This window comes from Paucilactobacillus nenjiangensis, from assembly GCF_005405445.1.
GTDB lineage: Bacteria > Bacillota > Bacilli > Lactobacillales > Lactobacillaceae > Paucilactobacillus > Paucilactobacillus nenjiangensis.
This window is the reverse complement of sequence record NZ_BJEB01000068.1, coordinates 1-11,900: the sequence shown is the minus strand read 5'-3', so window position 1 is coordinate 11,900 and position 11,900 is coordinate 1. Positions and strand designations below refer to the sequence as shown.

Here is an 11,900-nt window from a genome sequence, read left to right as displayed (position 1 = left end):
GACAACGGAGAAACTAGCAGCTTGATGTTAATGATTGTGAAATTCTAGGTCATCAGTACTTCTTGACAAAGAACCTGGATTTTTTATATCTTAACGGTTATTCCTTATAAAACGTCCGATTATCCAAACCAAAAATGCGTTCAGAGAATTGTCCGTTTGGAGTATTTTTTAATGCATTTTGAACCATCATAATTGAAGCATCCATTTCATCTAAATGATGTAAGATTTCTGCTTCAAGCATATGCGGAGGTACTGGTGATCCATATTCCATTAATCCGTGATGAGACAAAACCATGTGGCGAAGCAAAACCACTGCCTGCCCTTGTGGATCAAATTTTAATTCATCACAAGCACTGACAATTTCACCATCAATAATCGATATATGACCCAGTAGATTTCCGGTCGTTGTGTATTGAGTCGAGACAGGCCCTGATAATTCAGTCGTTTTACCGATATCGTGTAAAATAGCACCCGCATACAGTAGCGGTGCGTTAATTCCCGGATATTCATTCACGACTGCTTTCGCTAATCTCAAAATCGACAAGGTATGGAAAGATAATCCACCCGCATAAGCGTGATGATTAGTTTTAGCCGCTGGATACGTATAAAACGCCTCACCATGTTTTTGTAACAGATTTCTCACAATCCGATTCCAAGTTGGTTCGGTAATATCAAACAAGAATGTTTCAATCTCTTCTTGAATACTCTTTCGTTTTTCGGGTGCGTGCGGTACAAAGTAACTGGGATCGTTAGGTTCACTATCAGTTGCTAATCGTAATTTTTGAATCTTGACCTGCGCCTTACCCTGATATAATTCTCGCTTGCCGTTAAGTTTAACCACTTTACCCGGTACAAATGCAGCTACATCAGCATCATTAGCATCCCAGTACATACCACTAATTTCACCTGATTCATCTTCAAATGTGATTGACAAAAAACGTTTTCCATTTTTTGCCACCCGAGCATCCGAATTTTTGAGCAATACAAAGAGTTCCATTGCTTCATCAACTTTATAATCCATTAATTTTTTTGAGTCCATCAAATCACCTATTTTTCATCTAGATTAATTACCTGTTCATTATTATACATACGTAAAATTCTGTCATCTGCAGTAAAATAAATTACTTGGTTTTGTTTAGATAACTCTTTTAATAATTCAATTGTACGATTTTTTCGAATATTATCAAAGTTAACGAAGCCATCATCGATAATAAATGGAAAATTAATTTCTTGATTCATCACGGTGGAAAAGCCAAATCTCAACGCCACATACAGTTGCTCCGCTGTCCCTTGTGAAAGCTCGCCGACTTCAAATTCTGTATTTGTATTATCCACAACTTTAATTAATTCATCCACCACAATATCTTGATAGTGGTTATTAGTTAATAATTGAAAATATCGTTTTGCTTGTTGAACAATTTGTGGGAACCGATCTTGTGAAGCAGCTTGTAAAGTTTGATTAATCCATAAGCTCGAGAATTGCGCCTTTAACCATTTCCCCGCCAGTTGATTAATTTCAGCTTCTAAATCCGCTAAATCTTGAGTTAACTCAGTTAACAGTCCATTTTGCGCAATAGCGTTAATGTCGACGTTACGTCGGTTAATTTTGCTTTCAATATTATCCCGATTGATGGTTAAGTTATTTAGCCGCTCACGAGATTTTTGCAATTTAGTCTGTAACTCATCTGCGTTGCGATACTCAGCTAATTGTCGTTGTTGTTCTGGATTAATCTGATTAGCTAAGGCGGTTTGTTCAGCATTTTCATTAACTTCATCCAATTGTGACTGATATTTGACTTTAAATTCAGCAACATTGGCCACTCCAATTTTTTGCAATAATATTCGTTGTTGCAGTTGTGCCTGTTTTAATTTTTCAGTTTGTTGTTCAATCTGCTCAGTTAACAGTCGACTTTTCTCTTTGGCATTACGATAATTTTCCACGGCAGTACTTTGTTCGCCGTGATACTCTTCAATTTTAACGATGCTAGATGCTAAATCATCACCATCAATCCATGAATCCAAATTAGCATATTTAGTGATGAAATTATCAATAATTAACTCATCATCGGATAATTCATTTTCAAATTTTGCTAATTGATGAGTGAAATTGACATAATTATTTAATTCATATTGAATCGCTAACCATTGATTTTGAGGGAAACTTGCAAATCCGTTGTCTTGACCAAATTGCTGTAATTCATTTTCTACATCAACTAAGTCCTGATTTTTCTTTGGTTCATTTGTGTTAATGGATGTCTGATGTGAATTTATATACCACCCAATGACACCGATAATCATCACAACGATTCCAATCGACCGTCCAATAAATGAGCTAACTAAAACGGCAGTCACAAGGCCCACTAATCCAACGATGGCAAAAACTAATGGTAATTGACTCGATTTTTTCTGACTAGCAGAACGCGTTTGAACAATCACATCTTGTTGTTCGCTAATTTGACTTTTTTGAGTTAGCAACTTGTCTAATTGGGCTTGCTGGGCTTCACTCAATGGTTCAGGAACCTGACCGTATTTCGCTTTAATTTCATTTACGGCGTTTGAAACCCGTTGAATTTCATCCATCAATTGTTCTCTTGATGAGACCGCCTGTTTCACAGTTGGTATTTCACGATAAGCTGCATCAAAATCTGCAAGATGATCAAAGTAAAATTGTTGCTTGGCACTCGTAAATTTTTTATCGTTAATTACTTTAAGTTGCGTTTGATTTTGCGTAATACCATTTTGAAGTTCGTTGATTTGAATTTCACTTTGATTAACTTCAATCTCGTCATTACTCGTAAATTTGATAGCTTCATTAGTTTCGTTTGTCTTCAACTTTTCAAAAATTGGCATCAAACGATTTAATTGGTCTAATTGTTGTTCTTGTTTACGAATTTCGGCGAGTTGATCAACAATCTTCACTTGCTCAACCATATCATTATCGTTATCAATAATAAGTTGGTGATATCGGTTGTAGTCCTGTTTTGCGTTGTTGATTTTATTGATCAACTCTTGGCGCTGATTAAGTTTCACATTTAAAGTTGGGACTTGACCGCCATCTTTGTAAATTTGCCCAGCCGATTTATCGAAATTTTTTGCTAAGTCCAGCCATTGTGAGCTACCCACCGTACCCATTTGCTGAAGGGCAGCATCAATATCATTTTTAGACAAATCAAAGATTTGATTCAAATCGGTTTGAGAAAAACTAAACAGCGTCCGAAATAATGTTTCATTCATTGGAGTTAAGACTTCGTTCAACTCGTCTTCTGTCAGTTTTTCTCCATCTAGGGTCGAAAACTCAATTTTCCCGGCAACTTTTTTACCTTTTGTCCGTTTTAAACGATATGTTTCGCCTTGGTGTTCAAAAACAATCACACCACCATACGAAGCAGTGTTCTTGGGGATATATTGCAAATACTTATTCTTGCCCAAATGGTTTTGAAAACCAAATATCACACTGATAATAAATTGGGTCAGTGTAGACTTCCCAGATTCATTGGAACCAAAAAAGATTTGTAATTCAGGAGATAATTCAAAATTGGTTGATTGCCACTTACCGAAGCCATCGATTTGAATTTCAGTAATTCGCATTACTTTTCTCCCTTCATACTTAAATCAAGTTCAATCTGTTCTTTTAAAGATTCGATTGCGGTCTGATTATCAAATTCATCGGCAATGAATTGATTGGCAAATAATTTATTTGTTAACTCGTGAAGCGTGTCTTGATTGAATACTTCCCCAGCTGCTGTTTCCCAATATTGTCTATCTAAACTGGTCATCCCCGGTAAAACAGCATTTTCAGTGACCTTGATTTCTATTGGCCAAATCCAGTTAGGTTGCCACTCACTTGTCACTCGTTGCAATGACTCTAACAGTAAGCCAGATTCAATATTGTCTTGTATGTCAGGGGTCACTGTATCACCATGCAACTCAATTTGAATAATTTGGTTGGTATCATTTGCATGTTCTTTTAAGCTTTGCACTAGGACCGTTTGTAACGTTTGAGCAGTCATGTCTTGATTGATTTCAATTACTAACTTTTCCCAATCAATTGGGGCAACCGTCTTGAAGACTGGCTGCAATTGATGATTTTGATAATCAACCTCGTAATAGCCCTTGGAACCAGTTTCATTTTTGTGTCTTCCTTGTGGATTGCCACTGTAAATCACCCAAGGATGCTCGCTTAGAACTTGGTGTGCGTGAATATGACCTAGTGCCCAATAGTCGTAATTTTTAGCCGTTAACTCAGCCACTGAAAATGGCGCGTAGTTATCATGTTTAGCATTTGAACCGGAGACCATCCCATGTAGCATTCCAATCTGTACATCAACTTGACTGCGGCTCGGGTACTGTCCCGTCATGTCATCAGTCACCCAACGCGTTTCATAACTAAATCCAGTAATTGCCACTTTGGTTCCATCAGTTGTAGTAAAAGTCTTGGTTTCTACTTGATTACCAAACACATGCACATTATTTGGTAGTAGTGATTTATCATAATTAACGATTTGATAATCATGATTACCGTAACTTAAATAAACATCAATTGAATTTTTTTGAAGTAGTTCACATTGCTGAATGAAAAAGTTTTCTGCTTGAACACTATGAGAATCACGATCGTAAATATCGCCTGCAATCACAATGAAATCAATGTGCGTAGAGATTGCATTGGACACAATTTTTTTAAATGCTGCAAAGGTTGATTGCATGATGTCTTTTTTTATTTTGGCAGGTGTATGTTGCAAGCCAAGAAATGGACTATCTAAATGTAAATCAGCTGTATGAATGAATTTCATCGTTCTACTCCTATCAAAAAAGGCCGCAACAAACCGTAGTCAGTTACTGCCCTTTTCCGTATTTCTTTTTGTATTAATTATCCTTGATATAATTCTTGGATTGGTTTTGTAATCACTTGGTTGATTTGGCTCAACATTTGATCAACGGCTTGTTCTTTTTCCATTAAAGTTTTAACAACTTCAATTTCGCCAACCTTACCAGCTAAATCTTGTGCTGCTTGGATTTCGTCTTCAGTTGGTTGTTGACCTTGCATTTGTTTTTGTTGAAGTGTCATTTGCATGTTTTGGAAATCTTGAAACATACTAAATGCATTGGCATCGGCACGCATTGCTTCATGTGCTTCTTTTAATGCAGCAAATTCTTGTGTGTCGCGTAAATCACGTTCCATTTGGTTCGCTGTGTCATAAATATTGACTACCATATTAGTATAGTCCTCCTAAATTTTCGATATGTTCATTATACATGAAGGGGCTTTCTACTTCAATTTGAAATCTATTGTCCCACAATTGATTTAGCTTTGCTCCAAAGATCACTTGCTGCTCCAGAGATTGAATCAGCACCTTGGCTAATCTTATCTCCAACTTGAGAAGTTCCATTTTGAATTTCATCCCAAATGTTAGACGACGAACTACTATCGTTATTCGCTAACGTGGCCGCATCCTGGGTGTCAAAATCAGTTCCCTTAGTATTTGGTAAGATATCTTCCATTTCCGTCTTAAAGAGCGTGTTAGTGTTGACGTAACTCGAATCAGGTAATACATGTGACGCATCCGTCGTGTCATAACCCTCCCAGGTTGCCACCACCACGTCCGGCGTATAACCAACAATCCATTTATCACGTTCAGAATCTTGTCCATTAACAACGTCCGAACTGGTACTACCAGTTTTACCAGCCACTGTATAACCAGAAGGTTTAGCAGTCTTCCCGGTTCCATCACTGAAGACACCAATCAACATACTTGTCATTGCCTTAGCAACTTTCTTAGATATAATTTGCTTCTTTTTCGGATTTTGGTTTGACACCATCGTTTTGCCAGAGGCATCAACAATTTTGGTAATATAATGGGCCGAAGCCAATTTACCGTCGTTAGCAAAGGCCGTGTACGCAGTGGCTAATTGTTGTGGCGACACTCCAGTTGAAAGTCCACCTAGTGCAAGCGCCAAGTTTTTATCCTTGCTAGTTACCGGCAAGCCGAACTTCTTCACTGATTCATAGCCACGATTAATCCCAATCTTATTCAATAGCCAAACTGCCGGCGCATTTAATGATTGTGCCAACGCTTTGTACATTGCGACTGAGCCACTATAGGTATCGTCATAATTTTTCGGCGTGTAATTGTCTGTTCCGTAAGATTTTTTCTTATCTGTCAACATCGAATCGTAGTAGTACCCATGTTCCAGTGCCGGTGTATAAACTGCAATTGGCTTAATTGCCGATCCTGGTTGACGTTTCATTTGGGTTGCGCGATTAAACCCACGGAAGACGTGATCACCACGACCACCCACAACAGCTAATATTCCACCATTATTTGGATTGATTGCGATTGACGCAGCTTGCACGATAGTTCCATCGGCCGAATCTGATGGAAAGTTATCATAATCGTCGAACGTATCTTGCATGTCTTTTTGTTCGTTCTGATCAAGCGTAGTGTAAATTTTGTAACCCTTATTCATAATATCTTCTTCAGAAATATGATAGGTATTGACTGCTTCGTCAATCACCGCATCAAAATAATATGGATATTTATAGCTATCAGATGACTCGTAGCCGTCCGTTACAGTCAAAGCTGTTTTCTTGGCTGCATCAGCCTCGGATTGGGTCAATTTATTATTTTCAACCATCAATTGAAGGACCAAATTCCGTCGCTGTTTCGAAGCATCTGGATGCGCTACCGGATCATAGCCACTTGGCGACGTTAGCATCCCAGCTAAAACCGCTGATTGTGCATTGGTTAATTCACTCGCGTTTTTATTAAAGTAGCGCTTGGAAGCATCTTGCACGCCCCAAACCCCATTTCCAAAGTACGCATTGTTCAAATACATTGTCAGAATGTCTTTTTTAGAATAAACATTTTCAACTTCAATTGATAAGAAAATTTCTTTCGCTTTTCGGGTAAATGTTTGCTCTTGAGTCAGGTATGCATTTTTAACCAACTGTTGGGTTAACGTACTCCCCCCACCTGAAATGTAATTATTCCCAAGGATTTTATTTTTTGCATACATTAATGCCGCACGAGCAATTCCTTTAACGGAAAATCCATGTTCATGGTAAAAGTTTCGGTCTTCTGTAGAAAGAACCGCGTTTTGAATATTAGGCGAAATTTTATCCAAAGAGATATATGTTCCCTTTTGAGAATATAAACTTCCGGCAGAATCACCGTCTTTATCATAGACCTCAGTATTTTGTGACAATGCTGCTTTTAAGTTACTAACATCGGCTGTTTTGGCTACTACTGTCAGGTAAACGCTGATGATCAATAATAATGTAAGTAAAATTGCAATAATCCAACGCGTAATTTGGAATCTTTTCCAAACGGCTTTTTGTCGCACTCGAAATTTTCGCCAGTGTGGTAAAAACCATTCTTTAAAATCCGCAAACCAGCGTTTAAATTTTGATTGCTGATCGTTCATTTAGTATCTCCAGTCCCAATTATTATCGAGTTTAATTTTATCACAGTTTCATTCATTCCTAGATTTTATTATGAATCTTACGTGAAATTAAAAAAAGATTCTAAATAATTAGAATCAGTAAGACCGAAATATTATTGATGTTAATGACTAATCGAATTCACCCGTTGTTACTCACAACTTTTATTAATCCAGCTTTTTAATTCAGTTCTCTCACCTAACCCAATATTTTGATACTGCTTCGCAGTCCCTTCAATATCTTTGTTAGTGCTCGAGAACTTATCGAATTAAAAAGCCTTTTATTTAATCCAAATAAATATTGTCATTAACATGTTCTTTAATTTTTTGGTTGAACTTTTTGGCAATGGTTTGGTTGGGGCTGATGATAAAGATGGTATCGTGTCCAGCTAAAGTGCCAGCGACTTCAGGCATGCCTAAGTCATCAATAATTGCGGCTAACAAATTACCATCACTTGGCAAGGTCCGTACGATATTCATAAATTCAACTTGAACGACATTGGTTACAACGTCATTAATAGTCGTGTAGAGACGGTTTTCTTCACTCCGATTACCAGCTTTAAAAATCGTATATTTTAAATCACCAGCTCCATCAGCGCTTTTGACAATTTGCATTTCACGAATATCACGAGAAATTGTTGCTTGCGTGGCGGAAATACCAGTTTCATTTAACTTGTCCATCAAATCTTCTTGAGTGGAAATTGAATATTGGCTAATTAATTGTTCAATTTTTGCTTGTCGTAACGACTTCTTCATTCTGAATAATCCTCCTCATAAAATGGATATTATGATTTATTATAACAAAAAACACGAAAATATAGACAATTTTCGTGTCTTAATGAATATTTATTAATTCTTAATGTGAATATTGGAATTCAGTGATAATTTTTACATTTCGTTTGGTGCTTGAACACCCAACAATGCTAACCCTGATTCTAACACATCACTAACTGCTTTCACTAGTGATAAACGAGCTAGTTTTTCATTATCTTCAACTAAAATTTTTGAATGTGCGTAATATTGGTTAAAGTCTTTAGCTAATTGTAGCGTATATTTGGAAATTACTGAAGGTTCGTAATCTTTGGCAGCCTTTTGCACAATATCACCGTAGTTACCCAATGCTTTGATAACTTCCCAAGCATTTGGATCAGAAATTTTCTTATCAACATTTGTTAAGTCAGGATTGCCGGCTTTCCGGAGGATACTTAATGACCGAGCACGGGCATATTGTACGTATGGACCGGTTTCACCTTCAAAACGAACGACTTCTTCTAAGTCAAAATCAAAACTATTCAAACGTTCATTCTTCAAATCATGGAAGACCACCGCTCCAACCCCAACTTGTTCAGCAACCTTATCAGCATTTGCTAAAGTAGGATTCTTTTCAGCGATTTGTTTCTTAGCTAGTTGCATGGCGTCATCAAGAACTTCTTCAAGTAAAATGATGTGTCCTTTACGAGTTGATAATTTACGGCCACCTTCAGTAATCAAACCAAATGGAATGTGGTGAATATTATCTGACCAGTCATAGCCCATTTCTTTCAATACTGCCTTTAATTGCTTGAAATGGTTTTGTTGTTCATTTCCAACCACGTAGAGTGATTGAACAAAGTTGTATGTTCTTTGACGATAAATTGCTGCCGCTAAATCACGAGTGATGTACAAAGTTGCCCCATCACTTTTCTTAATCAATGCTGGATTGAGGTTGTATTTCTCTAAATCAACAATCTCAGCACCTTTACTTTCTTGAAGTAAATGCTTTGATTCAAGTAATTCAATGACTTCATCCATCTTATCGTTGTAAAATGCTTCACCATTAAATGAATCAAAATGAACGTCCAACAAATCATAGATTTTCATGAATAGTTGTAGTGATTCTTCACGGAACCATTCCCAAAGATGCATAGCTTCAGGGTCGCCATCTTCAAGCTTTTTGAACCAAGCACGAGCATCTTCATCTAGTTCAGGATTAGTTTCTGCTTCTTGGTGAAAACGCACATAGTATTTCTGGAGGGTATTGATTGGATCAGCCTTAACTTCGGCTTCACTACCCCACATTTTATACGCTGTCATTAACTTACCAAACTGGGTTCCCCAGTCACCCAAGTGATTAATTTTAATTGGGTTGTAGTTAACCTTTTTCAAAATGTTAGCTAGTGCATTTCCAATCACCGTTGAACGGAGATGACCCATCGACATTGGTTTCGCAATGTTAGGTGATGACATATCGATTGTCACGTTGCCACCTTCACCAACATTTGATGAACCATAATTGGCAGGATCAGAAATAATTTCATCTAAAATGCTGGCCCCAACGGTCACTTTGTCTAAGAAAAAGTTTAGGTAAGGTCCAACAACTTCGATTTTTTCAAAACCAGTTTGGTCAATTTTTGCTAATAAATCTTGTGCAATTTGTTGGGGTGCTTGATGTAATTGCTTAGCTAAGAAAAACGCAGGGAACGCATAATCTCCCTTAGTAGTATCTTTTGGTCGTTCAATTTTTGATTCGATATCGACCTTCTGAATATCTGGTAAAACTGTGGCTAGTGCATCTACAACTTGTGTTTTGGTTTCCATGTTAGCTTCCTTTCTTGCAAATAAAAAACGCCCCTAATAAGACTATATGCCTTATCAGAGACGAGATTACCCGCGGTACCACTCTATTTGAAATTAATCCACTTTAGATATTTGACTGTTCTCTAGAAGACACGCCTTCACTAATTGCCATGCCTACCTTGCACCAACGTAAGCTCGCTTGAATGGACCATTAATTACTACTTCTTCATCACTGAGATTTCCAAACACTAGTATAACAAATTTGCCGTGAAATACAAATATAAATTAGACAAGTTAATTGTCCTCAGTTGTTATCAATTTTCGTTCAGCCCATGAACTGTTATACTTACCGTAAAGAAATACGATTATTTGGGGGAGTGATTATGGAAAATAAAAAAGCATCAAATAAAAGTACTTTAATCATTTTAGGGCTGTTTTCACTGATGACTGGATTATCTGGATCAAGCGTTACTTTAGCGTTACCACAACTCAGTGAAGGTTTCCATGTCACCAACGGGGCTGCCACTTGGGCAGTGTTAATTGGCGTTATTACCACAGCCGTCTTTTTGGTATTATTTGGACACTTTGGAGACCTCCTATCTAAAGAAGATGTCTTCTTATATGGTGGAATTGGGTTTACTTTAGGTTCTCTTATTTCTGGCATCGCACCAGCTTATTCAATTTTGCTCGTTGGACGGTTTGTACAAGCGATTGGAACGGCTATGATTATGGCTAACAGTATGGTCATTGTCACCGAAGCGTTCCCGGCGTCTGCTCGAGGAAAAGCGATTGCGGCCGTTTCCATGTTTATCTCAGTCGGAACTGTCTCGGGTCCAGCAATTGGTGGATTGATTTTAAGTGTCAGTTCGTGGCGTTGAATTTTTCTGATTAACGTTCCATTAGCAATTTTATTAACTTTCTTTGGTTGCCGTTTCTTGTTCACCACCAAAATTACGATGGCTGATTTAAAGTCGTTAGTCAAAAAATATAACTGGCGCGGTCAATTAATTTTTACGGTTGGAATGATCATCTTTTTCATGAGCAGCCTCTTTTTCCAGTCACATAAACCAAATATTATATCAGGAGCTATTTTTCTCGTCATTGGTACGATTGTCACTATCTTTTCTTTCGTGCAAGACAACCGTAGCAAGTATCCATGGGTCGATCCCTCTGTCACCAAAAATAAGCAATTTATGGGCGCAGTTATGACCATGTTCTTAGTAATGATGGTCAACGTCGTCTCAAATATTCTCTTGCCATTTTACCTACAAAGTTTCATTGGCCTTTCACCGCTAACTAGTGGTTTGTTGATGGTGCTCCAATCGGCAACCATGTTCTTTGTTACTCCATTGGTAGGATACTTAGCTGACAAAATGAATCGTCACGTTTTAACAATTTTTGGAACCACCATTTTAACTTTATCTCAACTGGGTTATGCGTTTTACCCTAGTGGGGTGAATTATACAATTATCATTATCCCTATTATTCTTAACGGGATTGGAATGGCAACTTTCTTGTCACCAAATAATGCATTATCTATGTCATACTTACCTCGCGAACTCTCGGGGATTGCTGGCTCGATGAATTCTTTCTTCCGTACTCTCGGAATGGGAATCGGAATTAGTCTTGGATCAACTGCCTTATTCATCCAAATGCCAGGCGTTGAGGTTGTTTCCAGTAAATTAGGCCAAGAATTCATGGGTGCCTTTCAAAATGTGTTCTTCCTAGCAACTGCATTATCTGTACTCGGAATGGTGGTTTCAATTATTCTATATCTGACGAGTAAAAATGAAACTGAACCAGGACACTAAAAATTATCTTTAAGTACCAAAAAAGTGGCTGGGAAAAAACTAACCAGCTATAGAAAAATCGACCAAGAATTCTATAATTAATAGAATTTTTGGTCG

General features: G+C 37.5%; 7 protein-coding genes and 1 pseudogene. 1 reads left to right on the top strand and 7 read right to left on the bottom strand.

What is annotated here, in order from left to right; genetic code table 11:
- Nucleotides 1–97 precede the first annotated feature (97 nt).
- The 7 genes from FFM59_RS08825 to argS form a co-directional block, all read right to left on the bottom strand.
- Complete coding sequence (locus FFM59_RS08825) at nt 98–1,021, bottom strand: 3'-5' exoribonuclease YhaM family protein (RefSeq protein ID WP_225420337.1); 924 nt, start codon at nt 1,019–1,021, stop codon at nt 98–100.
- 26 nt (nt 1,022–1,047) lie between these two features.
- Complete coding sequence (locus FFM59_RS08820) at nt 1,048–3,588, bottom strand: ATP-binding protein (RefSeq protein ID WP_137602675.1); 2,541 nt, start codon at nt 3,586–3,588, stop codon at nt 1,048–1,050.
- A complete protein-coding gene (locus FFM59_RS08815; protein WP_137602674.1) occupies nt 3,588–4,790 on the bottom strand; it encodes a DNA repair exonuclease in 1,203 nt (400 codons plus the stop codon). Before FFM59_RS08815 ends, FFM59_RS08820 begins: the two co-directional genes overlap by 1 nt.
- Before the next feature lie 77 nt (nt 4,791–4,867).
- Nucleotides 4,868–5,212, bottom strand: coding sequence for a YlbF family regulator (locus FFM59_RS08810; RefSeq protein ID WP_137602673.1), 345 nt, complete (start codon nt 5,210–5,212; stop codon nt 4,868–4,870).
- 71 nt (nt 5,213–5,283) lie between these two features.
- On the bottom strand, nt 5,284–7,422 hold the full coding sequence (locus FFM59_RS08805) for a PBP1A family penicillin-binding protein (protein WP_137602672.1): 2,139 nt from the start codon (nt 7,420–7,422) through the stop codon (nt 5,284–5,286).
- Between the two features lie 300 nt (nt 7,423–7,722).
- Entirely contained in the window at nt 7,723–8,193 is a 471-nt protein-coding gene (locus tag FFM59_RS08800) for an arginine repressor (protein ID WP_137602671.1), read from the bottom strand.
- A 132-nt stretch (nt 8,194–8,325) separates the two neighbouring features.
- Complete coding sequence (gene argS / locus FFM59_RS08795) at nt 8,326–10,014, bottom strand: arginine--tRNA ligase (protein WP_137602670.1); 1,689 nt, start codon at nt 10,012–10,014, stop codon at nt 8,326–8,328.
- A 311-nt stretch (nt 10,015–10,325) separates the two neighbouring features.
- Here argS and FFM59_RS08790 point away from each other — a divergent pair.
- A pseudogene (locus FFM59_RS08790) lies at nt 10,326–11,804 on the top strand (MFS transporter).
- Nucleotides 11,805–11,900: the final 96 nt, after the last annotated feature.

What these genes read in the sequence shown, in the direction of transcription:
- FFM59_RS08825 (WP_225420337.1), bottom strand. Translation starts at nt 1,021, where the DNA reads ATGGATTATAAAGTTGATGAAGCAATGGAACTCTTTGTATTGCTCAAA.
- FFM59_RS08820 (WP_137602675.1), bottom strand. Translation starts at nt 3,588, where the DNA reads ATGCGAATTACTGAAATTCAAATCGATGGCTTCGGTAAGTGGCAATCA.
- FFM59_RS08815 (WP_137602674.1), bottom strand. Translation starts at nt 4,790, where the DNA reads ATGAAATTCATTCATACAGCTGATTTACATTTAGATAGTCCATTTCTT.
- FFM59_RS08810 (WP_137602673.1), bottom strand. Translation starts at nt 5,212, where the DNA reads ATGGTAGTCAATATTTATGACACAGCGAACCAAATGGAACGTGATTTA.
- FFM59_RS08805 (WP_137602672.1), bottom strand. Translation starts at nt 7,422, where the DNA reads ATGAACGATCAGCAATCAAAATTTAAACGCTGGTTTGCGGATTTTAAA.
- FFM59_RS08800 (WP_137602671.1), bottom strand. Translation starts at nt 8,193, where the DNA reads ATGAAGAAGTCGTTACGACAAGCAAAAATTGAACAATTAATTAGCCAA.
- argS (WP_137602670.1), bottom strand. Translation starts at nt 10,014, where the DNA reads ATGGAAACCAAAACACAAGTTGTAGATGCACTAGCCACAGTTTTACCA.